38 protein-coding genes are annotated in these 24,327 nt (G+C 69.9%); all 38 read right to left on the bottom strand.

All coding sequences use genetic code 11. From position 1 onward, the window contains the following. Positions 1 to 62: 62 nt before the first annotated feature. Positions 63 to 467, bottom strand: coding sequence for a hypothetical protein (locus VFO68_RS32555; protein ID WP_325162268.1), 405 nt, complete (start codon positions 465 to 467; stop codon positions 63 to 65). Further along, positions 464 to 2,242 (bottom strand): ATP-dependent helicase, encoded by a 1,779-nt coding sequence (locus tag VFO68_RS32550; protein WP_325162267.1) that lies wholly within the window; start codon positions 2,240 to 2,242, stop codon positions 464 to 466. Before VFO68_RS32550 ends, VFO68_RS32555 begins: the two co-directional genes overlap by 4 nt. A 138-nt stretch (positions 2,243 to 2,380) precedes the next feature. Beyond that, entirely contained in the window at positions 2,381 to 3,238 is an 858-nt protein-coding gene (locus VFO68_RS32545) for a PD-(D/E)XK nuclease family protein (RefSeq protein ID WP_325162266.1), read from the bottom strand. Further along, entirely contained in the window at positions 3,235 to 3,447 is a 213-nt protein-coding gene (locus tag VFO68_RS32540) for a hypothetical protein (RefSeq protein WP_325162265.1), read from the bottom strand. Before VFO68_RS32540 ends, VFO68_RS32545 begins: the two co-directional genes overlap by 4 nt. Then, positions 3,413 to 3,679 (bottom strand): hypothetical protein, encoded by a 267-nt coding sequence (locus tag VFO68_RS32535; RefSeq protein WP_325162264.1) that lies wholly within the window; start codon positions 3,677 to 3,679, stop codon positions 3,413 to 3,415. The genes VFO68_RS32540 and VFO68_RS32535 overlap by 35 nt, the downstream gene beginning before the upstream one ends. Then, positions 3,679 to 4,029 (bottom strand): hypothetical protein, encoded by a 351-nt coding sequence (locus tag VFO68_RS32530; protein WP_325162263.1) that lies wholly within the window; start codon positions 4,027 to 4,029, stop codon positions 3,679 to 3,681. The genes VFO68_RS32535 and VFO68_RS32530 overlap by 1 nt, the downstream gene beginning before the upstream one ends. Before the next feature lie 60 nt (positions 4,030 to 4,089). Continuing rightward, the gene (locus VFO68_RS32525) at positions 4,090 to 4,404 is read right to left on the bottom strand and encodes a hypothetical protein (RefSeq protein ID WP_325162262.1); all 315 of its coding nucleotides are present in this window, start codon (positions 4,402 to 4,404) and stop codon (positions 4,090 to 4,092) included. After that, positions 4,401 to 5,261, bottom strand: a complete 861-nt coding sequence (locus tag VFO68_RS32520) for a hypothetical protein (protein ID WP_325162261.1) — start codon at positions 5,259 to 5,261, stop codon at positions 4,401 to 4,403. The genes VFO68_RS32525 and VFO68_RS32520 overlap by 4 nt, the downstream gene beginning before the upstream one ends. A 93-nt stretch (positions 5,262 to 5,354) precedes the next feature. Further along, entirely contained in the window at positions 5,355 to 7,700 is a 2,346-nt protein-coding gene (locus VFO68_RS32515; protein WP_325162260.1) for a hypothetical protein, read from the bottom strand. Continuing rightward, positions 7,697 to 8,572, bottom strand: a complete 876-nt coding sequence (locus VFO68_RS32510; RefSeq protein ID WP_325162259.1) for a hypothetical protein — start codon at positions 8,570 to 8,572, stop codon at positions 7,697 to 7,699. The genes VFO68_RS32515 and VFO68_RS32510 overlap by 4 nt, the downstream gene beginning before the upstream one ends. A gap of 153 nt (positions 8,573 to 8,725) precedes the next feature. Beyond that, the gene (locus tag VFO68_RS32505) at positions 8,726 to 9,235 is read right to left on the bottom strand and encodes a hypothetical protein (protein ID WP_325162258.1); all 510 of its coding nucleotides are present in this window, start codon (positions 9,233 to 9,235) and stop codon (positions 8,726 to 8,728) included. Positions 9,236 to 9,304: 69 nt separating this feature from the next. Beyond that, complete coding sequence (locus VFO68_RS32500) at positions 9,305 to 9,544, bottom strand: hypothetical protein (protein ID WP_325162257.1); 240 nt, start codon at positions 9,542 to 9,544, stop codon at positions 9,305 to 9,307. A 45-nt stretch (positions 9,545 to 9,589) separates the two neighbouring features. Next, positions 9,590 to 9,841 carry a hypothetical protein gene (locus VFO68_RS32495; protein WP_325162256.1) on the bottom strand — a complete coding sequence of 84 codons (252 nt, stop codon included), beginning with the start codon at positions 9,839 to 9,841 and terminating at the stop codon, positions 9,590 to 9,592. Beyond that, a complete protein-coding gene (locus VFO68_RS32490; RefSeq protein ID WP_325162255.1) occupies positions 9,838 to 10,053 on the bottom strand; it encodes a hypothetical protein in 216 nt (71 codons plus the stop codon). Before VFO68_RS32490 ends, VFO68_RS32495 begins: the two co-directional genes overlap by 4 nt. Positions 10,054 to 10,110: 57 nt before the next feature. Beyond that, positions 10,111 to 10,899 (bottom strand): metallophosphoesterase, encoded by a 789-nt coding sequence (locus VFO68_RS32485; protein ID WP_325162254.1) that lies wholly within the window; start codon positions 10,897 to 10,899, stop codon positions 10,111 to 10,113. A 161-nt stretch (positions 10,900 to 11,060) separates the two neighbouring features. After that, positions 11,061 to 11,846, bottom strand: a complete 786-nt coding sequence (locus tag VFO68_RS32480; protein WP_325162253.1) for a hypothetical protein — start codon at positions 11,844 to 11,846, stop codon at positions 11,061 to 11,063. After that, positions 11,846 to 12,289 (bottom strand): hypothetical protein, encoded by a 444-nt coding sequence (locus VFO68_RS32475; RefSeq protein ID WP_325162252.1) that lies wholly within the window; start codon positions 12,287 to 12,289, stop codon positions 11,846 to 11,848. Before VFO68_RS32475 ends, VFO68_RS32480 begins: the two co-directional genes overlap by 1 nt. Positions 12,290 to 12,601: 312 nt before the next feature. Then, positions 12,602 to 13,396, bottom strand: coding sequence for a DNA polymerase III subunit epsilon (locus tag VFO68_RS32470; RefSeq protein ID WP_325162251.1), 795 nt, complete (start codon positions 13,394 to 13,396; stop codon positions 12,602 to 12,604). Beyond that, positions 13,393 to 13,674 carry a DUF7352 domain-containing protein gene (locus VFO68_RS32465; protein WP_325162250.1) on the bottom strand — a complete coding sequence of 94 codons (282 nt, stop codon included), beginning with the start codon at positions 13,672 to 13,674 and terminating at the stop codon, positions 13,393 to 13,395. Before VFO68_RS32465 ends, VFO68_RS32470 begins: the two co-directional genes overlap by 4 nt. Continuing rightward, positions 13,671 to 14,120 (bottom strand): hypothetical protein, encoded by a 450-nt coding sequence (locus tag VFO68_RS32460; RefSeq protein ID WP_325162249.1) that lies wholly within the window; start codon positions 14,118 to 14,120, stop codon positions 13,671 to 13,673. Before VFO68_RS32460 ends, VFO68_RS32465 begins: the two co-directional genes overlap by 4 nt. Positions 14,121 to 14,137: 17 nt before the next feature. After that, a complete protein-coding gene (locus tag VFO68_RS32455; RefSeq protein WP_325162248.1) occupies positions 14,138 to 16,423 on the bottom strand; it encodes a DEAD/DEAH box helicase in 2,286 nt (761 codons plus the stop codon). Further along, positions 16,420 to 16,884, bottom strand: a complete 465-nt coding sequence (locus tag VFO68_RS32450; RefSeq protein WP_325162247.1) for a hypothetical protein — start codon at positions 16,882 to 16,884, stop codon at positions 16,420 to 16,422. Before VFO68_RS32450 ends, VFO68_RS32455 begins: the two co-directional genes overlap by 4 nt. After that, the gene (locus VFO68_RS32445; protein ID WP_325162246.1) at positions 16,881 to 17,312 is read right to left on the bottom strand and encodes a hypothetical protein; all 432 of its coding nucleotides are present in this window, start codon (positions 17,310 to 17,312) and stop codon (positions 16,881 to 16,883) included. Before VFO68_RS32445 ends, VFO68_RS32450 begins: the two co-directional genes overlap by 4 nt. Next, a complete protein-coding gene (locus VFO68_RS32440; RefSeq protein WP_325162245.1) occupies positions 17,305 to 17,913 on the bottom strand; it encodes a hypothetical protein in 609 nt (202 codons plus the stop codon). The genes VFO68_RS32445 and VFO68_RS32440 overlap by 8 nt, the downstream gene beginning before the upstream one ends. Continuing rightward, complete coding sequence (locus VFO68_RS32435; RefSeq protein ID WP_325162244.1) at positions 17,910 to 18,377, bottom strand: hypothetical protein; 468 nt, start codon at positions 18,375 to 18,377, stop codon at positions 17,910 to 17,912. Before VFO68_RS32435 ends, VFO68_RS32440 begins: the two co-directional genes overlap by 4 nt. A 59-nt stretch (positions 18,378 to 18,436) precedes the next feature. Beyond that, a complete protein-coding gene (locus VFO68_RS32430; RefSeq protein ID WP_325162243.1) occupies positions 18,437 to 18,685 on the bottom strand; it encodes a hypothetical protein in 249 nt (82 codons plus the stop codon). After that, entirely contained in the window at positions 18,685 to 18,948 is a 264-nt protein-coding gene (locus tag VFO68_RS32425; RefSeq protein WP_325162242.1) for a hypothetical protein, read from the bottom strand. Before VFO68_RS32425 ends, VFO68_RS32430 begins: the two co-directional genes overlap by 1 nt. Positions 18,949 to 18,979: 31 nt before the next feature. Then, complete coding sequence (locus tag VFO68_RS32420; protein WP_325162241.1) at positions 18,980 to 19,543, bottom strand: hypothetical protein; 564 nt, start codon at positions 19,541 to 19,543, stop codon at positions 18,980 to 18,982. Then, on the bottom strand, positions 19,543 to 20,283 hold the full coding sequence (locus tag VFO68_RS32415) for a hypothetical protein (protein WP_325162240.1): 741 nt from the start codon (positions 20,281 to 20,283) through the stop codon (positions 19,543 to 19,545). The genes VFO68_RS32420 and VFO68_RS32415 overlap by 1 nt, the downstream gene beginning before the upstream one ends. A gap of 71 nt (positions 20,284 to 20,354) precedes the next feature. Next, positions 20,355 to 20,636: a hypothetical protein gene (locus VFO68_RS32410; protein WP_325162239.1), complete on the bottom strand. Its 282-nt coding sequence runs from the start codon at positions 20,634 to 20,636 to the stop codon at positions 20,355 to 20,357. Then, complete coding sequence (locus VFO68_RS32405) at positions 20,633 to 21,094, bottom strand: hypothetical protein (protein ID WP_325162238.1); 462 nt, start codon at positions 21,092 to 21,094, stop codon at positions 20,633 to 20,635. Before VFO68_RS32405 ends, VFO68_RS32410 begins: the two co-directional genes overlap by 4 nt. Further along, positions 21,095 to 21,328 carry a hypothetical protein gene (locus VFO68_RS32400; RefSeq protein ID WP_325162237.1) on the bottom strand — a complete coding sequence of 78 codons (234 nt, stop codon included), beginning with the start codon at positions 21,326 to 21,328 and terminating at the stop codon, positions 21,095 to 21,097. 9 nt (positions 21,329 to 21,337) lie between these two features. Beyond that, positions 21,338 to 21,754 carry a hypothetical protein gene (locus VFO68_RS32395; protein WP_325162236.1) on the bottom strand — a complete coding sequence of 139 codons (417 nt, stop codon included), beginning with the start codon at positions 21,752 to 21,754 and terminating at the stop codon, positions 21,338 to 21,340. Between the two features lie 2 nt (positions 21,755 to 21,756). Next, positions 21,757 to 21,897 carry a hypothetical protein gene (locus VFO68_RS32390; protein ID WP_325162235.1) on the bottom strand — a complete coding sequence of 47 codons (141 nt, stop codon included), beginning with the start codon at positions 21,895 to 21,897 and terminating at the stop codon, positions 21,757 to 21,759. Between the two features lie 2 nt (positions 21,898 to 21,899). Beyond that, complete coding sequence (locus tag VFO68_RS32385; RefSeq protein WP_325162234.1) at positions 21,900 to 22,322, bottom strand: hypothetical protein; 423 nt, start codon at positions 22,320 to 22,322, stop codon at positions 21,900 to 21,902. After that, positions 22,319 to 22,819, bottom strand: a complete 501-nt coding sequence (locus VFO68_RS32380) for a hypothetical protein (protein ID WP_325162233.1) — start codon at positions 22,817 to 22,819, stop codon at positions 22,319 to 22,321. Before VFO68_RS32380 ends, VFO68_RS32385 begins: the two co-directional genes overlap by 4 nt. Beyond that, entirely contained in the window at positions 22,816 to 23,883 is a 1,068-nt protein-coding gene (locus VFO68_RS32375; RefSeq protein ID WP_325162232.1) for an HD domain-containing protein, read from the bottom strand. The genes VFO68_RS32380 and VFO68_RS32375 overlap by 4 nt, the downstream gene beginning before the upstream one ends. 246 nt (positions 23,884 to 24,129) lie before the next feature. After that, entirely contained in the window at positions 24,130 to 24,327 is a 198-nt protein-coding gene (locus VFO68_RS32370; protein ID WP_325162231.1) for a hypothetical protein, read from the bottom strand.

The raw sequence follows: 24,327 nt of genomic DNA, 5'->3' as shown, positions 1-24,327 counted from the left end.
TGCGTTCGGGACCAGGGACAGACCGCCGGGGATGAGGCTTAACGCCGGGCGGCCCGCCGCAGTCATACCTCTGGCACCGCAGGCGCACCAGGTCCGGTCAGCGGGTTGACGTACTCGGGGTTGGCCGCGTTCGCGAAGATGGCACGCACCTCCTCTACTGAAGTCGCCCAGCCGACGAGCGCCCCCGACGCCCGCCACTGGAGCAGCCGGGCCATCTGGCGCCGCGTGGGCGTCTCGCCCGGCCGCTTCATCTCGATCTTGATGCTGCGGCCGTTCACGCATCCGTCGATGTCGGGGTGGCCGCCCTCGCCCATCGGGCCGGTGTGCAGCTTCCAGGCGTAGCAGCCTGGTTGCGCCTTGAGCCACGACAGGGCCTCGTCGGTGATCTCCTTCTCCGAACGAACCTGGGGATGTCGTCGCGGTGGCCTGCCGGGGTCGAACCGCTCGTCGAGCACGTCAGCGTTCACGCGGGCACCTCCAGGTCGGCGGGCAGCAACTCGCGGCGCTTGAGGTAGTTGCGCGGCCCGAACGGGGCCAGCAGGCGCAGCTCCTCGAAGGCGCGGGTCATGGCGACGTAGAACAGCCTGATCGTCTGGTCGCGGCCGTTGATCGAGTTGGTCATCTGGCCAATCCCGGCGGCCGACATGTCGGGGGCGACGTAGACGACGTCGGCGGCGGCGCCCTTCACCGAGTGGATGGTGCCCAGCACGACCTTGGGCTTCTCGTCGAGGGCGACCGCGCCCCGGCGGCGCGCCACCTGCAACGGATAGGCCGCCTGCTTGGCCTTGCTCGGCAGGATGGCACCGGCCAGCCACTCCAGGTCCGGGGAGACCGCCCGGTTCAGCGCGTCCTCGTCGGCGAACAGCGCGGCGATGTCCTCCCACGGCACCTCGCCGTCCGGCAGGCGGTCAGCGTGCGCTTTCACGCCGCGCCGCAGCCCGGCCGCCTCGGCGGACACCAGGGGCAGCCAGGCCCGCACGTCATCGCCGGTCCACGGCCGCGACCGGTCCACGGTCAGGATGTGCCCGGCCTCGTCGACCAGCTCGCGTTGCGGCAGGTCGGGGTCCAGCACGAGGTAGCGGAAGACGCGCTCGGCGGTCGAGGTGCCGTTGCCGGTGCCGAAGGGGTTCCAACGCGGCTCGGTGGGCCGGAACGGGTTGTGGAACGGGATCCCGCGCTCGCGCAGCGACTTGATCAACGGCTCCAGCATGTAGGCGCAGCTCGCGATCACCATCACCGTGCGGTCGCGGCCGATCTCCTCCTCGATCCGGTCGGCCAGCACCGGGTCCTGGATGTTCTCGGGCACCCCGTAGGCGGCGCCCTCGATGATCTCGCCGGTGTCGTGGTCGCCCTCGAAGCGGGTGCGCGGCCGGTAGACCTTCTCCTGTCGCAGCGACAGGCGGTGCACCCAGCGCTCGGCCACGGCGTGCACCGAGCGCGGGACGCGCCACGACTTGTCCAGCACGTAGCGGTTCACCGCGTACTCGTCGCCCTGCCCGAGGGTGAGCAGCCGCCGGGGGTCGCCGCCGCGCCACTCCATGATGGCCTGGTCGTCGTCGAGGGCGACCACGAGCGAGCTGGCTTGCCTGCCCCAGGCCAGCACCAGCTCGGTCTCCAGGGGCGTGTTGTCCTGGGCCTCGTCCACGATGAACACCTGCGGGCGGCCAGGCGCGTGCTCGCCCTCGCGGGCGCGTTCCAGGGCGCCCTCGATCATGTCGGTGTAGTCCACCGCGTCGTTGGCCTGCTTCCACTCGGACCACATCCCGGCGAACGCGGCGAGGTCCGGCGGGTAGTCGGCCGGGTCGGTGAAGGTGGCGCGGGCGCGGTCGAGCGCGGCCAGCAGCTCGTCGCCGTTGGCGGCGGTACGCATGTCGGTGTTCTGGGCGCCACCCTCGGTGGCCGCCTGCGGCGCGGCGCGGCGCGAGTCGGGAGTGATGCGCCACTCGGCGCCGACCGTCTTGTTCCAGTCGGCCACGACCTTCGGGTCCAGGGCGACGTTGAGGCCCGAGCCCAGCGACCGGTAGGCGAAGCTGTGCAGGGTGCCGATGCGCCGCTTGGGCAGGCCCACGCCGCGTGAGGCGATTTCCTGGGCGGCGGTGACGGAGAAGCTGGCGATGGAGACGGACTCGGGTCCGTTGGCGTTGACGATCTCCTTCACGCGGCGTGAGAGGTAGCTGGTCTTCCCGGTGCCGGGCGGGCCGTACACCTGGTGGACGACCCCGGCGGGTGCGTCACTGTCCATGTCGAACTCCTGGGTTGATCTTGCGGAACCGTCGTCTTCGCGACCGTAACCCGATCATGTACGACTTCGCCAGCCATGTCGGTGTGTCGCGCTTGCCTTGTAACCCTCGGTGGGTCATCGACCCGCAACCTTGCGTAGCTACGCCGGTTCGGGTGACTCGATCTCTAGCCGTGTCCACAGCGGACAGTCAACGCGAACCGAGCAGTAGGTGCAGTTGCTGCCGTCAGGAGTCGGCCTGTTCTCGCGGTCGCCCTCGGCCTTCTCGGCAAGCACGTCATGCCCGATGACGACCTCGCGGGCCACCGGAAACGGGACGTCGGCAGTCACCTCGCGGTTGTCCAGCGTCGAGTACAACCCCACCGACACGCGCTTCACCCAGGGCCAGGACAGCCGGACGGCGTAGGCGTAAAACGCCATGGCGTCATCACGGGGCAGCTCGGTCGAGCGGGGCAGGTTGCGCAGGCGCTTGCGCTTCCAGTCCCGGATGTGCACCGCGTCGTGCCCGATCTGCAACGCCAGGTCGAGCACGCCGCGCATCATCCGCCCGGACGGGGTCGGCACGACCAGCTCATGCTCGACGCCGAGCACCGCCGACGGGCGCGGCACCGGCAGCCGGGCCAGGACGTCGAAGACCTCGGACTGGATCGACAGGTTCAGCTCGTACCCGTCGACCCCCTCGTCAGGCATGCCAAGGCGATCCCAGGCGGCATCGATGGCGTCCATGGCTTCCCTCGCGAACGCCGACATGCGCCCGCCGGGGTCCGGCTGCGGGTGTGCCCGTTCGACGGCGGCTCGGTAGGCGGCCTCCAGGCCCGCGTGGCTGATGGTGCCCAGCCGCAGCTTGGTCGCCGTCTCCGGCGTGCTGGCGACCACGCCAGGCGTCTCGGCGACCGCCGTGGGCGTGTGCACCCCACGCCGGTAGCGCAGGAACTCCTGGCGCGGGCAGGACCGGTAGGTGAGCACGCGCGAGGGCGACCAGACTTCAGGCGCGGTCACCGCTTGGTGGCCTTCTTCTCGCTGGCGGCGGTGTGCCGGTCGTCGGCCGAGATCTCGCGGATTCGCAGCGTGGAGAAGCCGCTGGTGCGGACCTCGATTAAGGCGTCGTCGGGGATCTCGTTGCGCTCCGCGTCGGCGATGAACGACCGCAGCTCGCCGAGCGTGAGGGCCTTGTCAGCCCGTCGGGGTTCGTGGGTGATCTTGCGCATGGCTGTCCTCCAGGTGAATCAGGGCGTACTGGGCAGGGTCGGGAGGGTCGAACCGGGGCGCCCGTGGGGTCACCCCGGCCCGTACCTCCAACTCCAGGGCCAGCTCGTCGCGGGCCGAGCGCAGGCGGCGGCAGTCCTCCGGGCCGTAGCCGGTGAACTCGTCGTCGCCGAGCGCGCGAACGGCGGCGGCCACCCGTTGGGTGACCAGCCGCCGCGCTGCCCGCTTGTCCATCAGGAGTACAGCTCCATGTCCATCATGGCCTCGCGCCGCATGTCGTAGGCGGCGTCGGGGTCACCGTAGCTTGCCTGCTCCAGCCAGTCCGTGAACTCGCCGTCGGCCGGGTCGTCGGCCGGGTTGGCGTAGTCGTGCAGGTAGGCGCACTGGTTGGCCTCGGCGTCGGTGTAGTGGCCACCGCCGCAGTCGGAGCAGAAGCAGGTCTCGCAGCACAGCTTGCCGTCGCGGTCTTCGGCGCCGAGCTGACCGAACGGGTCCACCTCGACGGTGAACGCGTGGGTGCAGTAGTGGCACCGGGCGGTGATCCGGACCGGGCTGAGCGGGCTGGCAAGGGTGCTGATGGACATCGGGATCCTCCTGGCGTCGAGCGGAACAAGGAGAATACTAGCCGCCGATCTTCCGGCTTGTCAACCTTCGAACCGGTGTTCACCGCGCAGCAACTTCGCCGACTCCGACAGTTCCGGCGGCAGTCGCAGGCTCGGCGAGGACTGCTCGCCGGTCTTCAGGTCCTGGAGGTAGGCAACATGCTCGCGCTCCTCCTCGGCGTGCCGTGCCTCGATGGCCCGCCGCCGCGCCGTCCGGTACCGGGCGAACCAGATGGCGAAGAAGATGGCGCCGACCGTGACCCAGAAGCCGCCCACGAGCACAGCCAGCACCAGCAGCGGTGAGGGGGAACCGGGCGCCACCAGGCCGCCCCGCGCGATCAGCTCGGCGCCGTTCACAGCGAGCCCCGGCTAATCCAGTACCGCAGCGCCCGCGCGTCCAGCAGCGACCACACCACATCGTCGGCGGCGCGGTGCTGGATGGTGGCGCTGCGCTCGAAGTTGAACGGGACGCCCTGCCGCAGCGAGTTGATGTTAACGAGGTGCATCACCTCGTTGTCCACCTGCTGCTCGCACTCGATCAGGTCGAACGGCAGGGCGGCCTCGTCACGGTCCGGGTCCGGCGTCTTCTCCAGCCTGGCGGCCACCGCGTCGACCGCCGCGCGGGCGCCCGGTCCGGCGACCCACAGGGCCACGCTGGTGTCGAAGCACCGGTAGTGCCAGCGGCCCACCGGGCTGACCCCGCCGTCGATGATCGGGCGCCGGGGGTAGAACTCGTCGAACACCTCGGTCAGCACGCTGTCGTCGAAGTGGCTCACACCCGCGCCCGCGAGGGCGATGCGGTCCTGGGAAGTGATCCCCGCCTTGTGCATGTCCTCGACGACGAGCCGGTAGAAGTCGCGCGAGTGGGTGAGAATGCCGTTCGGGTTGGTCGCGTAGGCGTCGAACCAGGCCGACCGCAGGCCGGACTCCTCGTGCATCTGGCGGGCCACCGGCGAGATGAAGCTGTTGTCGTGCCAGCTGGACTCGTCGGTGGGGTCCAGCAGCCGGTTGTACTGGTCGGCGGGACGCCTGCCGTCACGGCCGGTGGCCTTGGCCGCCAGCTTCGTGAAGCGCTGGCGCAGCGGGCTGATCATGCGCAGGTGCTCGTCGGTGAAGCACCAGGCGACCTCCAGCACGGTGTCGACGTTCGGGCGCAGACCGCCGGTCTCGCAGTCGAACCAGAAGAACACGTCTCGGGGTGTGGTCTCGGACAAGGGGGTCGGTCTCCTCGGGTTGATCGGGACGTTCTCACTCGAAACGCTAGCCGCGCACAGAGTGGCTTGTCAATCCCCCGGACCGGGGGCGCGTCACCGCGCCGCCCGGCCCTGCTGCTCATCGATGCCGACCCCGGCATCCGGGTCGTGACCATCCGAGACGGCCCGCAGGCCGCGCTTGCCCGCGCTCACCTCGTAGGAGTGCCGCGTCACCGCGATGATCGCCTCCCACTCCTCAGCGGAGAACTCGCCCGGCTCGATCTCGTACCAGGTCTGCCGAGCGCTCATGCCGGGGGCACCGACACGAGGGCGGCGCTTGACCAGCTTCAGGTACTCCAGCACGCCGGTGTTGCCCCGCCCGAGCACGGCGCCGGGCTGGCGGCGGCAGTGGTCGAGAAACTCGTTGCGGCCCACGTAGATCACCGGCGGGTTGGCCGACGTCCAGCCGCGCGTCTCCTTCACCCACGGGCGCCCCTGCGCGCCCACCTCGTTCGGCTCGCCGGTGCCGTGGTGCAACATCAGGTAGTCGAACAGCCAGTCGTGCGCGTAGCTCGCCAGGTCCGCGCCCGAGGAGTCCTTGCGCCACAACGGAACCAGCGCACGAATGCAAGCGGACCAGTCGGCCTTCGGCCCGTCGTCGCGGGCGATGATCAGGCAGTCCCGTTCCAGCGCCATGATGAACCCGGCGGGCCGGTCGAAGACGTCCCGGCGCCACCACTCCGTCGGCAGCAGGCGGCCGGGCCGGTAGCGGCTGGGCCTGCCCACCGGCCAGTCGAAATCGAGCGGCAGACGGATCATCAGGCGCCCGCGCTGGGCGTCGCCGTAGTCGCGATACTCGATCGCCCACACCTCGACGCCCCGGCTGCGGTACACCTCCGGGATCAGCAGGTCGGTCAGGACCGCGAGCTGCGCGGCCTCGATGTCGCCGCGCTCCGGCAGGTCGGCCGCCCGGCGGGCCTCCTCGGCGTGCGGGTGCTCGACGGGCTGCCTGTCGTTGGCGTCGGCCCGGACCTGCTGGTCGGCCGCCGCCACATACTCCTCATCGGTGGCGGGCTCGTGCTCGATCAACTCTTCAGTGAACGCGGTGAACGCCTGCTCGTCGGCGTCCGGGTCGCCCTTGTCCTCGGCGGGCGGCGTCGGCTCGGGCCGGGGGCGTGGCTCGCGCATGCCCAGCCTGCTCGCGGCCATCTGGGCAATGCGGTCGTCGTGCTCAGCGCGGACCTGGGCTACTCGGTCGGCCTCAGCGCGAAATCGGGCGACGGTCCGGATGATGTAGTCCAGCCGCCGCCGTGGGTTCACCTTCTCCGTCTTCTCGCCCTGCCGCAGGCGGCGACACATCAGGGCCTCGATCAGCCCCTCGGTGTCCACCTCCAGGTTGGCGAGCAGGCGCATCAGCGCCGCGTCGTAGCGGTTCTGGTCGTCCTTGAACTCGTTGCGGCGTCCTTCCCAGGTCTTGACCAGCTTGAACTCGTCGCCACCCTCGGCGGCCAGTTCCAGGATCTCGGCCAGCCACTCGGGGGTGTATTTGGCCTGGACGTAGGCGGGCGAGTTGACCCGCGCCCACACGGCCGCCAGGTTGACCGAGGACAGCAGGCGCTCCTGCTCCTCGGTCAGCTTGCCGCCGGAGGGGGCGATGGGGTTCACGTAGGCCGCGAGCACCGACGGGTCGGGCAGCACGTCCTCGAACTCGGACGGGTTGTAGGTGGCGTCGGGATTGTGCTCGATGATCTTCACGGGCCGGGGGCGGCCCGCGATCTTGCGGTTGGTCGTGCCCGCCGGACGCAGCAGGCGCGCCAGGTCGTGCACGCTGTCGACCTTCCAGCGGCCCAGGCGCTCGGCCTGGTACCGCGCCGCGCCCACCCAGTCCCGCTCCAGCTCGGCCATCTTCTGGCGCTCGGCTGCCTGGTCTTCTGGACTGTCCCCGCCATCGCGGACCAGCCACGGCTCGTTGAGCACCCACCAGCAGTGGACGCCGCCACCTGAGTGAATAACCAACGTAGGCGGCAAACGCATCTCGGCCAGGACGCGGCGCACCGCATCGAGGTCGGGAAACAGGTGCTCGGACTCGTGGCCGTCACCGGCGATGTCGAACTCGGCCCACAGCGCGACCAGCCCGGCGGACTGGTGCGCCTTGGGGCGCTGGTAGACGCACGCTCCGGAGTGCTGCCCGCGTTCCTCGCGCGCAAGCTTGGGGCAGTCGCACTCGGTCGGCGGCTGGTCGTGCAGGGTCGTGCACAGGTAGACGGCTTGGCTGCCGTCCCGCTCGTCTAGCTCAGCCACCAGAGAAGCGACGGCGCCCGGCTCGTCTGCCGGGCGCCACCGCGTCGTCTTGTCCCCGGAGGTCCACAGGGTCGTGTAGAGCCCGTGCAGCCTGTCGTCACCTTCGGGGCCGCCGAGCAGCGCCGAGCAGAACGCGAACGCCTGCTCGGCACGGCTCATGCGGGCGCGCCCTCCTGGGAGTAGTCGGCCACCGGCGCGTCGCCGATGGAGACGCCGCCCTCGCCGGGCACCACGTTGTCGGTGTCGGCCGGGCTGGTGACCGGCGGGGCCTGGTTGAGGATCGGCAGCATGGCCTCGCCGACCGCGAGCGCGGCCTTCTTGGCGTCGCGGCCGAGGTCCTCGCCCCTGGTGAACTTGATCTCGTAGTAGTCCGGGACGCCCTTGTCCTTGCCGACGATCTTCGTCAGCGTCAGCTTCGTCTCGACCTGGGCGACACCCTTGCGGGCCTTCAGCAGGTCGGCGCGGTAGCGCTTGAAGTTGCTCATCGAGGTGCGGGGGACCTGGATGTACCAGGGGAAGGTCTCACCGGGCACCAGGAACAGCAGGGCCTGCTGGGGCTTGCAGGGCGGCGGCACGCGCTTGCCGTTGACGTCGGACCACTGCCCCATGGGGCAGGTCTCGCAGGCGCCGGTCGGGTTGTCCGGGGAGTTCACGCCGAACAGGCCCTCGCCGATCTTGCCGTCGCGGCTGGTGCAGTCCGGGCGCTCGCCGGTGACCTCGTCGGACTCCCAGTAGTTGCGCCGGTTCTGCCAGGCGCAGACGATGCCGGTCAGCTCCTTGGCGCTGGCGTCCTCGCCGTTGTCGGTCCAGCCGAACACGGCGGCCGAGTTGCCCGACGGGATCTTGACCATGGTCAGGTTCTTGACCGACATGGCCTCGTCGTCGTCGAAGTTCTCGGCGAGCAGCTCCTGCAACTCCTCGAACCCCTCGGGGTCGAGGGCGGGGAACCTCTCGATCACCTCGGACGGGATGGCGAGCGCTGTGGTGGCGCGCGTGGCGACCTCGCTGCCGGTGGTGTTTTCGCTGGTCATGGGGATGCCTCTACCTCCAGAATCGGGTTGTTGATCTTCCCGGGGGCTGCTCGTCGGCACAGCCCGAGGGGAGCCGGGGCCAACCGAGCCTAGCCCCGGAACCGGACGGTTCAGGCCCACCGCGCGGGGCGTGTCGGGCCATTCCGACCGGAGCTACTTGCGCGCCGCGCCCACGCGGATCTCGGCGTTCTCGCCCAGCTCGACGACCTTGGCCAGCGCCTCGGGCACCGGCTGCTCGGCGTCGCGGTACTCGCGCAGGATGGCGCCCATGGTCTGGTAGTTAACCGTCTCGGGCTGCACCTGGGCGCCGCGTCCGATGGCGCGCAACGCCTCCACGGCGTCGGCGGCGGTGTACCGGCCGCCACCCTCCTCCACGGGCTTCTCCTTGTAGAGGGGGAAGGTGGGGCGGTGGATGTACGCCTTGCGGCCGTCGACCCGCATGTCTTCCAGGCCGTGCAGCTCGAAGACCTCCAGGATCTCCTCGCTCAGCTGCTTCTTGCGGGCCTTCAGGTCGGCCACCGCGCCCTCGTGGGCCTTCAGCTGGTCGGTGACCGTGGCCAGCTCGCGGATCTTGGCGACGTCGATGGTGGGGGGCTGCTCGGCCTGCGGCGTGGTGGGCGCTGTCGACTCGGGCGCGGCGGCGGCTTCGTCAGGTGTGGTCATCAGTTGCGTGTCTCCAGTGGAAGATCATGCGGAACGTAGGGAAAGACTAGCCGGTCAGACTTGGGCTAGTCAACTCCAGGCGCTGACCAGGTCACTCCCGGCGGTGGTCAGCGTGACGCGGTGCACGGAGGTGCCGCCGACCTCGATGGCGCCGTTGCTCCGCAGCTCGGCGAAGGTCCGGCGGCGAGCCCCGGACACGGTGCCGTTCTCGTCGCTGTAGGTGCCGGTGCGCGGGTCGTAGCTGATCTTGCCTTCGCTCACCTCACGCAGCGCCACCAGGCGCGAGTCGGTCTTGTTCAGGGCTGTCATGGGTCGATCCTTTCGCAGGTCGGCGAGGAATGTCATGGGGGAATCCTAACCGCTGATCAGGCGGTATAACAATCTCGTCCGGTCCCGCCGGTGACGGCGCTCGCGGTGAGCGCCGCCACCTCGGCCGAACGTGCCGCACGCGATCCGGAGCCGGACCGCCCGGACGCGGTCCATGGCCAGCGCGCGGATCCTGCGCAGGGGCACCTGGCGCTCCCAGTGCTTGATCGTGGCCTCGTCGTCGAGGTCCACCAGGAACGCCCCGCGTGTGCCGTCGGGGTTGCGCAGGAACACCTTCACGTCTCGGCCCGCCGCTCGCGCCTGGACCTGGTCACGATGTGCCAGCCGCCGCAGGTCAGGCAGATCTGGGCCTCGCGGCCCTCGTCGGCGCGTGATCCGTTGATCGCGGACTTGATCTTGCTGTCGAGGATTGCTTCGTCAGCTGCGGCCTGGCTGACGTAACGCGGTGCGCGTGTGGCCACGCACTTCTTGTTCTTGCCCTTGCTGGCCAAAGTGGTTGATCTCCCGGTTGTCCACATATCCACAGGCACCCTGTGGACTGGTTGCTGCTACCTCTTGGCCTCGCGGACCTTGGCCGCCGCCTCCATGGCGGTCAGCTGGCGGTCGGCGAAGCCGGGGTCGAAGTCCTCGATCAGGGCGGCCAGCTCGTCGGCGCCGACCGGGGCGAAATCCCAGACGTCCACCCCGACGTTGATCTGGTGCATCGCCGGATCGATCGCCCACTGCGTGTGGACGTGCCCGTGTATCAGCCACGGCGCGACCCCGCGCTTGGGCAGCTGGGGCCGGTACTCCACGTACCGATCGGGGTAGTCGCTGCGGGACTCGCCGGTGTAGGGGAAGTGCGAGACGAGCACGGTGGGGTGGCCGAACATCGGGCCGCCGAGCAGTGGGACGTGGATGGCGTAGCCGCTGCGGCGGATCGCCTCGCCGGTGATCACCGCGTCGAACCCGGCGGCGTCGCGGTACCACTGGACCATGCGCGCCAGCTCGGCCTTGCTCATGCCCTGCGAGATGACCTCGCCGTCGGCGTTGCGGACCTTGCGTCCGTGGAAGCACAGGTCGTGGTTGCCCGCGACGAGCCGCTTGTGGCCGTGCAGGCGGCGCACCAGGGGCAGCGTGACGTCCCGGTCGCCGAGCGCGATGTCACCGAGCAGCCACACGGTGTCATCGGGGGAGACGCGCTCGTTCCAGCGGGCGATGATGGCCTCGTGCATCTCGTCGAGAGTCCGGAATGGCCGGTCGCAGTGTTCGATGATGCTGGCGTGGCCGAAGTGCAGATCGGCCGAGAACCACATCTTGGTCTTGAGTGCGCGCCATCCGGGGCGGGCGGGGTTCACCGCGTTACCTCCTGACGCGAAGTGTCGTTGAGCTGGTCAGACATCTTCTCTCCCATGGAAGCTAGCCGCGCTCAGAGCGGCTTGTCAATGTTTTGTCCAAAGAAGAAACCGGTATCACCCGCGCGGGGGATACCGGCCTCCTCTGTCTACTGTGGGTAGTCCTACTTGGACTCGCGCAGCAGCGCCACGACCTCGGCCGCCACCTCGGCGGTGTCCCGGCCGCTCGCGTTGGCGAGCAGCTCCGCGACCGCCGCCGCCTTGTCCTGGTCGGCCGACGAGGCGGACGCGCCCGGCACCGGAACCTCGGTGAACTCCGAGCAGACCCACGCGCGGCCCTCGCCGATGAACTCCAGCAGCTCGGCCCACTTGACCGCCTTGCCGCTGAACGGGCGGCCCGAGACGTACCACTTGCCGAACTTCCGCACGGCCACGTAGTCGTAGACCTTGGCCTCCTCGTTGCGGAGCAAGTCGGCCTCGAAGGTGTGCTCGAACTTGATCACCGTGCCGTCGCCCGGCTCGCCGCCGAACCGCTCGACGACCGCCACCATCCCGGCGAACGTCTTCAGCATGTTCTCCAGGTCCTCGCGCATCCGCGCGATACCGGACATGTCCATCGTGTACTTCTCCTTCGGGTTGTTGTTGTCCTGCGGAACGAACGTGCTGTACTGCTCGATGAACCTCTTCAGGCTGGGGAACTGCCGGTAGGCCCAGTCGGTGTAGGTCACACCGGTCTTGCGGCTTCTGCGGGCGACGTCCGCGAACAGCCCGGACGCCTCGTCGATCACGATCATGGCGCCGTCGGGAACGGCCGGGTCTACCGCGATCCGAATGTCACTGGGCAGGTACGACGCGCGACCCTTCTTGCCGTCCTCGGTCCAGAAGGTGCCGGGCGGGTCGCTACGCATGGGCGAGGCGACCTGAAAAAGGCCGAACATGTCGTCGTTCATCAGCGGATCCTCGCAGGCTGGCGCCTGTTCTGACGCCGCAGCAGGTAGTCCATGTCGTCGGCGTCGGACCGGTTGAACTCGACGGACGAGTAGTCCTCGTCGGTCCAGCCCAGCGCGGCCAGCAGCGGCCGGACGGCTGCCCACCAACCCATCGGGTGCCCGAGGTTCACCCACATCTCGGGGGTGAACTTGGACCACTCGCTGGGCTCGTGCACCAGCACGCTCTTGGGGTTGACCGGGTCGTGGATCACCTGCACGAGCAGGATGCGCGTCATCGGCACCTGCTCCATCGGGCCGTCGGCGTGGACCGGTGTGGCCTGGATCAGGTGAGCGCGGTAGCGGGTGGAGTCGCCGGGGGAGTACCAGACCCAGCCCGAGTAGCCGGACTGGCGGTGGCGCTCCAGCGCCTTGAACACCTCGACCGCCTTGCGCAGTTCTGTCATCGTCACCTCCTGGGTGTCTGCCTTGCGGAACACCTCAAGTCTAGCCGCTGTCTTACCGGCTAGTCAACCCATGAAGGGTTGCGCATTCCCGCACCCATGCGGCAACCTTGCGCCATGGTGGGCGCCTACGCGCCGTGTCGGGGATGCCTCCGAGCTTCGCTGTCGTCACAGACCGCCGCTCGAACTCTCTGGTCGCGGGCCGTCGTCGGGTAGCGCGGGCGCCCACCCTCAGCCGGTGCAGGACGTATGGGCCTGCTTTACCGAACAGCCCCCGCGTCCGGGCGAACGCGGGGGCTGTCTCGTGCGGTCCGGCTACAGCGGAACCGTCTCGGTGGTCGCCGCGACGAACGGGCGGATCGGCCACTGCCCGGCTTCACCGCGCACCCGCTCGGCGTCGGCGGCCTTGCCGGTCTTGGCCAGGTAGTTCGCGAAGTCCCGCGCCTGGGCGCGGTGCCAGTCGCGCTGGGCTTCCTGTAGCTCGTGGAGGGTCATGCCGCTGATCGGCATCCGGTGGGCCATCTTCCAGGCCAGCCGCCACGCGGCGGTCGTGTCGCCCTGCGAGGTGTGGGCCTCCTCGTCGGTGAGCACGATGCCGTAGCGAGCGCAGGCGTTGACCAGCTTGCGCCCGCCCTTGCCCCGCACGTACTTCTCCAGGCGCTTGTCGCACACCAGCGGGTCCACCACCAGCGGCGGGCACACGTTGCCGTCCTCGTCGACCGGGCTGGCCAGCAGGCCCTCCGGGTAGCCGGGCCAGTCCTGGCGGCGCATCTCCCGGTCCAGCAGGGTCAGGTCGTAGGGGGCGTTGTAGATCACCACCGGCTCGCGAGCCACCCACGCCTGGCACAGCAGCTCGACCATCTGGCCGACCGCCTCGCGCGGGTCACCGCCGTGCTCGCGGGCGTACTCCGTGGTGACCCCGTGCACGTCGCTGGCCTGCTTGGGGATCTCGACGCCGGGGTCTACCAGCCAGTTGGTGGTGGACTCCAGGCCGTCGGCCGAGCCGGTCAGCCAGGTGCCGGTGACGATGCGGTCGTTCTCGACGTCGATCCCGGTGGTCTCCAGGTCGAAGGCGTGGATGCGGCCGTCCAGCCACGGGGCGCGGCTCATGCGGTCGCCTGCTCGAAGACGTGCCACACGAACGAGGCCATCGGCACCGTGCCGAGGTAGGCCACGCCGTCCGGGATGGGGTGGCCGGTGCCCCGAATCAGGAACCGGCGGGACTCCAGGCCCTCGCTGTCCTTGCGGTCCATGAGGTCGAAGTCGCTCTCGAACCACAGGGTGATGTTGCCGCGCTGCTCACCGACGTGTCGGACGACCGCCCCGGCGGGCAGCTGCTTCACCTGCTCGTCGGTCAGGTCCAGCGTGAGCTTGAGCATGGTCTTCATGCAGTCGTGTCCTCCTCGGGCAGTTCGTCCTCGCCCGCCAGCGCGGCCAGCCAGCGCCTCTCTTCGAGGTCACCGACGCCGTTGTCGATGGCGATGCGCCCGAGCACGAACGCCTGCGCTCCGGCGAAGTGGGTGCGCGCCCGGTCGCATGCCTCTCGTACGACGTGCGGGACGCTGCTGGACCGGGCGAGCCGCAGGTAGCCGAGCCCATCGGCGTACATCTTGGGGCCGTCCAGCTGCTCGGGCTCCGACTCCTCGGGCTGCTCGGCGGCGGGCGCGAACACGAAGTTGTGGCAGGGGCAGACGCCGCCGAGCGCGGTGGTGGGCACCCGGCCCGCCTTGCCGAACTCGACGGTGCAGCCGGTGCCGTTCGGCCCTTCCCCGAAGTGGGCGCTGCGGGGGTGCTCGCACCGACGACACGGGTCGTTGCTGTCAGGTTCCGTCATACATTCCTCCCGGTTGGTTAACCAGCCACGGGTGCGCCGACGCGCGCCCGCTCGTTCTTGATCAGGCGGTCGAACGGTAGTACGACCTCGCCCTTGCCCTCGATCCACCGCTCGGTCGTGTCCTCCTCGGGCGCGGTGAAGCCGACCGCCGAGGCGTCGATGCCGTGCGCGTTGAGCACCGTGGTGATCAGCGACTGGCGGGACTCCAGGCCCTCGTAGACCTCCATGTCGGCGGTGTTGGCGGCCAGCAGGTGCACCATCACCACGGGCCGCTCCTGGCCGGGCCGGTGCAGGCGCTTGCGAGCCTGGAGGTAGTCCGACAGCGAGTAGCCCAGGGAGTACCAGACGGCGACGCGGGCGCGGGTCAGGTCCACGCCGGTGCCGCCGGACTGGATCTGTACCCCCACCACGTCGACATCCGGGTTCATCTCCGAGTCCATGGTGAGTCCGTCGGACCGGCGGCCGGACACCTCGGCGTAGCGCAGGCCCGCCTTGTTCGCGATCTCCTCGACGGCGTCCAGGTCGGAGCGGAACCGGCAGAACACCACCGTGGGCTCCGGCGGCTCGTCACCCCCGGCGACGCAGCCCACCTCGTCGAGCACCTCTTCGAGCAGCTCGGCCTTGCCGGTGGAGACGCGCACCTTCTCGCCGTCGTCGTCGGTGACGGTGCCGCCGGTGAGCTGCTGGAGGCGCAGCAGGCGGACCATCACGTTCGCGGCCGTGACCGTCTTCGAGTCGTCCCGCTCGGTCAGGTCCCACTCGTTGGCCAGGCCCTCGCCGCCGTCAAACGGGAAGTTCTCGGCGCGGGCGAACAGCGGGTCGGACAGGAAGGTCTCGCCGTGCTCGGCGAGGAAGTCGGCCAGCGCGGCAGCCTTCGCCTTGCCCTCGGCGGTCTCGGACAGGTCCGCCCACAGCTCGGTGTCGATCTGGTCGTAGATCTTGCGGGCGGCCGGTTCCAGCTCGAACTCGCGGGTGATGTCGGTGACGGCGGGCAGCTTGAGGTCCACCGTGGGGCGGTAGGTGATCGAGAAGAACTTCTCGGCCAGGTCCTCGATGTTCTTCACGCCCACGATGTGGTAGTCGCCCAGCGGCCCGGTGATCGCGTACTGCGAGCGGAACAGGGTCCAGGACACCCCGAAGATGCCGGGGTCCAGCGCCCGGAAGATGCCGAACACGTCCAGCGGGGTCTGCGGCATCGGCGTGCCGGTCAGCCCGATGCGCTTGCCGGTGAAGTCGACCCACTTCGCCAGGTTCTTCGAGATCTTGCCGTTGTGGGCCTTGACGCGGTGCACCTCGTCGTAGATCGCGACGTCGATGCGGGCCGGGGGCCGCCAGTCCGCCCACGGCGCGTGGGCCAGGGCCTCGTAGTTGATGACGGCTGCGTGCACCGGGGCGCCACAGGCGCAGTCGAACAGGCACGACTCGGCCTCGTGGAGGCGCTCGGCCAGGTTGAGCGACACGAAGCCGCGCTTGGCCCGCCGCGAGGGCTTTAGGCCGGACACGATGTGCCAGCCCTGCGCGGAGAACTTGCGGACCTCGCGCGGCCACACGCCGCGCACCTTCGACGGGCAGACGATGATCACCCGCTTGCCCTCGGTGCGGTTCACCGTGGCGATGGCCGCCAGCGTCTTCCCGCCGCCCATGATGATCGCGTGCAGGCTCGCCGAGGCATGGCTGCCGAACTCGACCGAGCGGCGCTGGTGCGGGCGCAGGCTCCACTCGGGCTTGATCAGACCGGCCTCGGCGAACTCGGGCAGCGGCGCCGACTCGTCGAGCAACGCGAGCAGGTCGCCCTTGCGGTGATGCTCGGCCGCCAGCTCGGCGACGCGCGGGCTGACCTGGGCGTGGCTGCCCTCCAGGGCGGCGAGCAGGTTGGCCGCGTTGGTGGGGGTGGCCGCGTACCGCCATACCCACGCGCCACCCTCTTTTGAGGGTTTGCCGCCCAGCCGCTTCAGGGTGTCCTTGAACGCGAACGGGGCGGTGGCGCCGATCTTGCCGTCGGCGAGCACGCGCAGCACCGGCACGTTGCGCGACTGGCCGCCGCCCGCCTGCGGGCTGGCTGCCTGCGGAGCCTCCGGCTCGGGCGCGGGCGGCAGCGGGATCCCGGCGGCGGCCAGGTTCGAGCGAGACAGCAGGCGGTGCGCGGTGCGGGCCTGGGTGACCGACAGGGTGGCGCCCCGGCGGACCATGCTGGCCAGCGCGGCGCCCCGGCTGATCTCGGCGTAGGGCACGACTCCGGCGTCCACGGCGGCGACCAGCGCGCGGCCGACGGCCGCGATGCGGTCGAGGTGGGTATCGGTCACCGGGGCACCTCGACCCCGTAGGAGGCGAGCGTGCGCAGCGCGGCGCGTTCGGCGGTGCACTGCGTACCCTCCTCGGCCGCGCAGCCGCGCTCTCCGGCGTGGTCGTCGGCGGCGGTCTCGAACCAGTCGGCCTGGAGGTCATGGCCGCGCTGGCGAGCCTCGGCGGCGGCCAAGCGCAGGACCTCGGGCGCGAGCTTCTCCGGGATGCAGTTGGGGCAGTAGTCGCCGCGCTGGTCGCAGGTCCATCCGAGTTGCTTCACCACGTGCTTGCGCACCACGCCGAGCCGTTCGGCCGGGGTCATCTCGGTGGAGACGATGAAGTCGCTCTCGAAGGTGTCCAGGCAGCGGTCGCAGAACACCCCGAGGCGGCAGGGGTACATCTCGCCCTGGTTCATGGCGGCGGCGCGCACCACGGCGGCGACCGAGGCGGCGGCGTCGGGGGTGGGGGTCGGTTCGGTCACCGGTTGTCTCCCTTGTCGATCTCGGCTATGGCGTAGGTGACGGTCTCGCCGTCGGCGTGGCGCACGGTCCGCTCGGCGACGTGCGTGCCCACGAGCACCTCCTGGTCGTCGGGCTCGCTGAACCGCTCGACAAGCACCAGGTGGCCGACCGGCAGCATGCGGGCCGGGCCGATCAGGTGCCAGTTGCCCTCGTAGCTGATGAAGGCCACGCGGTCGCGCTGGAGTTTGAACCCGCCGGGGATGACGGGTAGCTCGGCGGCGGCGCGTCCGGCGACCAGGCGCACCGCGTCGGCGGGTAGCCCGTCGTTGAGGTACCGGCCGCTGCGGTACTCGGCGGCGATGTAGCGGCCACCGCCGAGACTGTCGGGATGAGTCCGCGAGATCAGCCCGTGCTCGGGGCTCCAGTACAGCTCGGGCGGCTCACTCATCGGCCGCCTCACCTTCGATCCGGCGCTTCAGTTCGGCGGCCACCTGGGCGCGCGTCTCGGGTGAACCAATGGGCGGAACCCCAACGGGCTGGGTCGCGAACTTCAGGTCGGCGCCGTTGAACTGGGGGCTGGTGCGCCGCACGTGGTTGACCACCGACTCCAGGACCTCGACGCGCATGTCTCCGGCCAGCCGCTCGAAGTCGTAGTGCAGCTGCTGGGTGCGGCCGACGAGCAGGCAGTGCGCCCACGAGGTGAGCAGCTCCAGTCCGTCGTCGCCGGAACGCCCGTGCTCGTTCATCATGCGGATGAGGCGGCGCTGCTGAGCCGAGGTGGGCGGGGGCAGGTCGCCGTCCTTGACTCCGGCCTCACGCAGCAGGTGGCGGGTCCAGGTCCCGGCGAGCACGCCGAGCAGCAGGGTGGCCGCGTGGTGCTTGTCCGTGCTGACGCCTTCCATGCGCTTCTCGTAGTCGGCGTCGAAGGGAAGCGGCCAGGTGCGGCGCTCGGCCTTGGCGGCGTTCCAGGTGTCGAGGAACCGGGCCACCATGTGGCTGTCACCGCGCGCCAGCGAATCGATGTTGAGGATCTTGTTGGGCTCGGTCACGCGACACCACCGATCAGCAGTTCGGACCAGGTGCAGGTGCAGCCGGGGTAGGAGCACACCCGGACGGTGCGGTCGGCGCCGTCACGCTCGAACAGGACGCCCATGCGGTGGAAGCCGACGTGGCCCTGGTCGCACTCGGCGTACGGGGTGAAGACGCGGTCGAGGTGGCGGCCCATCCTGGTCTCGCCGGGCATGGGCTCCAGGGGGAAGCGCAGCCAGTAGCCGTTGCGCCGGGCCTGGGCGTCCAGCCAGCGACGGCGGTCCCGGGCGCGGGCCTCTTCTCGGTCGTTCTCGGCGTGCTCCTGCGCGACCGGTGAGTTGGGCGCATAGCGACCGAGCAGGTAGAGCAGGACGAGCACGAGCGCGCCCGCGACGTAGATGTTGATGAACGCGGCCGTCAGGCCGATCATGACACCGAGGATGGTGCCGACGATGACCTTGGGGCCGATGGCGCGTGTGGCCATGAGGTCCTCCGGTGGGTGAGACGGAACCCCTGTAGGTTAGCCGACCACCCACCGGCTAGTCAATCAGCGTCGGGCGTGTCGTCCTCGAAGGTGAACTTCTCCAGGAACGCGCCCAGGAAGTAGGCGCTCGCGGCCAGGGTCAGCGTCCAGAAGGGAATGGCCCTGGAGTTGCCCACCTCGGCGGGGTTGCGCCACGCGCCCGAGATCATCCACACCACGAACCCGGCCAGCACGATCAGGTAGGCCAGGCAGCGGCCCAGCTTGCTCGGGCGGTACCGGAAGCGCAGGCGCGCCAGACGGCCGCTCATCAGTTGAGCCACTTCGGACCGGCGGTGTTCTCGATGCCCGCCGCCGTGGCGTCCTCGTGCACCACCCGCCGGATCAGCAGGCGGTTGTTCATGCCGGACAGCCACACCAGCACGCCGCCGTGCTCGCCGTCGCTGGCCAGCTCGACCGAGGACAGGCGGCCGGTGATCTCGGCGCCGTCCGGGTAGCCGAGCTGCTCGCCCTGGATCTCCACGGTGATCTTGTTGCCGAGCAGGCCGCCGAGCCGGGACAGGATGGCGGTCACCTCACTCAGCGCCGCTTCGTACGAGTCAGGTTCACGCGCTACGGGCTCGGACACTGTCGCTCTCCTTGCGGTTGGGACCTCGGGCCGTCGGGCAGTCGATACGATCATCGTCCCACCACATCGGCGGCGGCCAGCCCTCCTCCTCCGCACGCTGCTTGATGGTGCGCGCCCAGCGCTTGGCGAACGGGTTGGTAGCCCGCTCCTCGCCGTCCACGTCCCAGAAGCGATCGTAGAAGTCGATGACCAGGGCCTCCACGCGGACGGTGACTGTCTTGGTCCTGCCCAGCAGGATCTTGCGCAGCGTCTCGCTGGACAGCCTCAGGTCGCGGGCGATGGTCACGAAGCCGTGTCCCATGCGGGCCAGCGCCCGCAGGCGGCGCAGCGTGCCCAGCGCAGGCACCCGGCTCGTGTCCCCGCCGCGCACCGCCAAGAACTTCCGGTAGCGGACGTAGGCGGCTCGGGCGGGCGCGCAGCGGCAGCGGTACCGGATGTAGGCCAGCTGGTCGGCAGCGTGCACCTCGCTGGTGCAGGCCGGGTCCACCTGCTCGGGCGGCAACGGAACCATCAGACGGCGCGGGCGGCCGGTGCGTGCCATCAGTCGTGCCCGCTCTCGCCGGTCTCGTCGGCGCGCATCGTCTCGGCGACCAGGCCGCGCAGGCGGTCCAGCTCGTCCAGGATCGAGTCGAACGTCTCCACCGCCATCTCGACCCGCGTGTGTCGCGCGTAGCTGCTCTGGGAGTCGGTGACGCCGCCCTTGTAGCGGTCGATGTTGAGGCCGAGCTGCTTGGCGCGGGTCAGGGTCGCCACCATGTGGTCGTATCGGACCGCGATGGCGCGCTCTTGGTTCTCGCGCGCCTGCTTGGCCGCCTCGTCGCGCTCGTGCTTCTCGCGGGCCACCGTCGCGTAGTCGCCGTCGAGGTCGCGGGGGTGGATGACGGTCAGGATCAGGCCGCGCTGGTCGTTCTCGTCCTGCCGCATCTCCTTCAGCGGCACCCTGCCACGCGTGGCCAGCTCGGCGACCGCCTTGTCCAGGAGCAGCGCGGCCTCACGCATCACGTCGTGGGCGGCCTGCTCGTCCTCGTCGTGCACGATCCAACGTTGCACCGCGTCCCACGCGGGCTTCTGGAGCCGGACCGCCAGGTAGCCGGTGGTGTCACCGCGCCGGGACCGGGTCGCGGTCATGCTGCCGTTGGGGTTCGGGAAGACCTGCATCGACTCGAAGTTCCAGCCGGTGACCGAGTACCGGTCGGTGTTGTGCACCAGGATCGGCTGCGGGTGGCCGTACTTCTCTTTGGTGCCGTACCAGGTACGAGGCTGGATGTCGCTCGTCTTCATGATCAACTCTCCGGGTGAGGTCGGGCGGAACCAGTCTAGGTTAGCCGACCTCACACCGGCTAGTCAACTCATCACGCGGGGCGCCGGATCCGCGCCCACAGGATCCTGTCCAGCGGCACGATCTCGCGCTCGTTCTCGTCGCCGTCGAAGGAGTCGAACATCAGGACGCCCGCGCCTACCTCGGCGACCAGGCCGTGCAGCTCGTCGTCCGGGCCGAAGTGCAGGCTCACCCGCGCCCCGTGCTCGCAGGCGGTCGCCAGCGACTCGCGCAGCTCGTCCAGGCCGACCTCGACCCGTAGGCCCGGCACGCTGTCGTCGCCCAGCTCCTGCAAGTTGATCTCGACGCCGCTCACAGCTGCCCCACGTCCCGTCCGTTCTCGATCATCAACTGCTGAGTGCGGTGGTACGCCTCGAACATCGTGACCGGGGCCGCGCCGCCCTCGGGGTCGTCGGTCCGCATGTACGGCAGCATCACCTGGTCGATCGTGACCATCTCCGTCTGGATGATCGCGAGCTGGGCTTCCACCCAGTCCTTCACGATCCGCCAGGCGACCCGCTTGGCCTGCTCGTCGGTCTGGAGTGATGGGGTGACCTTCTGTCGCCGGAGCACGCGCTGCACGGCCTGCCAGTCGGCGGGCACGGTGAACTCGCGCATCCCGAACGGCGTCATCGCGGTGAACGCCAGCGCGACCGGCTCGCCGTTGTCGTAGCGCATCGCCACGCCGGAGGCGCCCGCCTTCGCGAGAATGGTCTGGACCTCTCCGGCGGTCTTGGCGGCGTCGATCTTCGTCGTGTAGTCCTTGATCGGCATCTACAACCCCAGCTCCTTCTTGCGTCCCTCCAGGTAGGAGACCAGGTTGTCGGCCGCCGCGTTCAGCTGGTCGATCACGCCTTCGCAGGCGGTCATCTCCTCGCCGAAGTCCCAGATGTTCCCGCCCAGGGCCTCGGCCTCGGTCGCCAACGACCGGGCGTCGTCGAGCAGGCAGGACAACGCCTGCGCCCGCTCCTGCTGCGTGGCGTTCTTCATCGTCGGCTCGTCCTTCATTGCGACCCCCTAGACGCTCTCGGACTGGCGCAGAGCCCGGTGGATGTCGCCGAGCTGCCGTTCCAGCCGCGTCAACGTCGTCGCCGACAGCTCAGACCTCGAATCACCGATCAGCTCGGCCAGCGCGGACTCAAGCCGCCGCAGCTGGGTCCGCAGCGCCACCGCGTCGTTGCGAGCGTCCACCAGCGCCGTCTCGGCCAGGTTCTCCTCGGTGACGTAGTAGACGATCACTTCGCTGTCGCCAGGCCGCACCTTGATCGTGTCGGCGTAGACGTCCACCCCGGCCGCCGACAGCTCGGCCCGGCAGGCGGCGACCGCCTTCTCCACCTCATCGTGCGCGCAGCCGTCCCACACGCCCTCGCCGTAGCAGGGCACCGCGTACTCCCGGCGGATCACCTGGACCCGGCGCATCGTGTAACTGGGCATGATCACTTCCACCGGTTGAAGGCGCACCAGCTGACCCGGCAGCGCAACCGGCCGCCGACCTTCTCGGCCTTGTGGTGGTTCGGACAGGTCGGCAGCGCCTTGGTGCGCACCTTCTTCTTCGGGGCCTTCTTCTTCGGCTCCATGATCAACCCACCTCCACGGGGATCCGGTTGGGCGCGTGCTCGCGCTCCCAGCGAGTCAGGCGGCACTGCCGCCGCGTGCCGCGCCAGTGCGCCCGCTGGGCGCCGCCGCAGAAACAGTTCTCCGACGGCGGCCAGGTCGTCAGGTACGGCTGGGCGTCCAGCGCCCAGTGGCTGCGCCACTGCGGGTGGTTGAAGTGCGCCCAGGCCAGCGCCCGCAACGTCGGGCAGTGGTCCAGCATCGCGGTACGCGGCATGCCGTCCGGGCCGAACCCGCAACCCACGCAGGACAGGTCCCGGTCGTCGCGGGTGGTGTGCTCGGCGAGCACAGCCATGATCGCGTCGGCCAGGTGTGGGTCGCGGGCGGTGTACTGGCCGGTCCGCGCGGCCTCGGCGCGGTCGCTCAGGAAGTGCCACAGGCGGCTCATGCCAGCACCCCCGCGTCCTTCAGGATCGTGAACGCGGCCTCGAAGAGAGCCTGGCCCTCCTCGGACCCATCCACCCGCAGCTGGGCGTGCGCCACGATGTGCGGCGCGGCACACAGCGGCGTCGACTCGTCGTAGCCGCCGGTGGTGCGCATCCACTCCCACGCCTGCATGAAGTTCGGGAACACCGCCGAGCCCTCGGCCGCCTTCTCGATCAGCCGCTGCTTCATGTAGGCCGCCGCGTCCAGCAGCTCCTCGTACAGGTCCAGGTCGGCGTCACGGCCGTTGAACGGCTGCAACGGTGTCCCGTACCGCGTGATGCCAATCGCCTCACGGGCCATCAGGTCGGCCGCCACCTGCGCGTGCACCGACGGGTGCGCGTTCGGGGTGGGCAACACCTGGTCCTCGGGCCGTTGCTTGGTGGGCACCGGGTCGTTCAACGCCTGCCGCGCCGCGTGGCCGCGAGCGAACGGACTCGGCAGCATGTTCTCCTCGGTCATGCCTGGCCTCGCATCACGTAGTCGATCACCTTGTCGATCGAGAAGTTGTCGACCTCGGCCGCCAGCCGAGCCGACTCCCACCCCCGGTTCGGGGTGTGCGGCGAGCCGACCGGCAGCCACTCACCGGTACCGTCAGCGCGGCGCCGGTAGTCCAGGTCGCCCGCGTAGACCGCGTCGTGCTGCTCGGCGGTCATCCGCTCGCCGGGGCAGTGCGTGGTGGTGGCGCCCTCGAAGCTGTTGCAGCGCTCGCAGGCGAACAGGCCGCCGTCGCAGAACATGCACGAGCGGCCGTCCTCGCCGTCCGGGCACGAGCCGGGCTCGTGGCTGACCGCGACGTGGCCGGACTGCTCGAAGGTCACCGCCTGGGCCGCCTCGTTGTCCAGCGCGCCCACCGGCAGTGCCAGCTCGCGCAGGCGGGCCTCAACCTCGGCGCACAGCCGGTCATAGACCCGCAGCAGCCCCTCGCCCCAGGTGTACTGGGCGGTCACCGCGTCCAGCTTCGGCCGCTGCTCGGTGCGCATGTCCACGAAGTCGTCCACCGTCAGGCCCTGCACGGTGATGTCGTGGCACCCGGCGAACAGGTTGGCGATCTTGACGATCACCTTGTCCAGCGCCCACACGAACCGGGCCTCGGCCTCGTCGCGCTGCTCGTAGCGCAGGATCATCTCCGGGAACCACGGCAGCGTCGCCCCGAACATCCGCGCGATCGACTCGGCCGACCGCGCCTCGCGCTCGATCTTGCGGCCCCACTCCTGCGGCGAGATCTTCAGCGTCGGCGTGTCCCCGGCCAGCGCCTCCACCGCGTCGTGTACCACCGCGAACTGGCACACCAGGCCCACGTCGAGCGAGTCGGTGCACCGCGCGGCCAGCGCCGGGGCGAGCCAGGCCAGCATGACCGTGTGGTCGGCGTCCGACTCCGGGCTACCGTCCGGCAGCCTCGTCGCCCGGTTCACCGTCGCGAACCGCAGCGCCAGGTCCGCCATCTTCTTGATCGGGTGGTACAGCCCCGCCGCGCCCATGTCCGTCGTCGGCGGCCACTTCGCGGTGTCTGCCTGGTTCCTCATCAGCGTCAGCCTTCCCGCCGGGCTCCCGTTGGTCCGGCTTGGTTGGATCAGGGAGAGTCGTGATCAACTCGTCGTAGATCGGTGTCGGGTCCTCCGGGTCGGCCAGCGGCCACTCCCAGCCCGGCAGCATGAACCTCGGCAGCGAGGACAGCGCGGGCTCGAAGGCCCGCGCCGCCCGCTGCGCCGAGCCCGGTGGGGCCGGAGCGGAGACCGCCGGTAACACCTGCGTGGTCTCCGCGTCCGGCCCTACCGGAGCCGTCGGCGGTCGGTCACCGTGAACCCCAGAGTCTCCAGCTGGTCCCGGCGCAGCATCAGCCGCAGCCGCCGGTCCAGCCAGGCGTCGATCCGCGTCATCTTGTCCGGCCACTCCATGGCGACCAGCAACTTGATCTCCGCGTCGACCCGCCGGATCTCCCGCAACACCTCGTGCCGAAGATCGCGCAC

This window comes from Actinophytocola sp. (genome assembly GCF_035712165.1).
GTDB lineage: Bacteria > Actinomycetota > Actinomycetes > Mycobacteriales > Pseudonocardiaceae > DASYTH01.
This window is presented reverse-complemented; position numbering and strand designations above follow the sequence as displayed.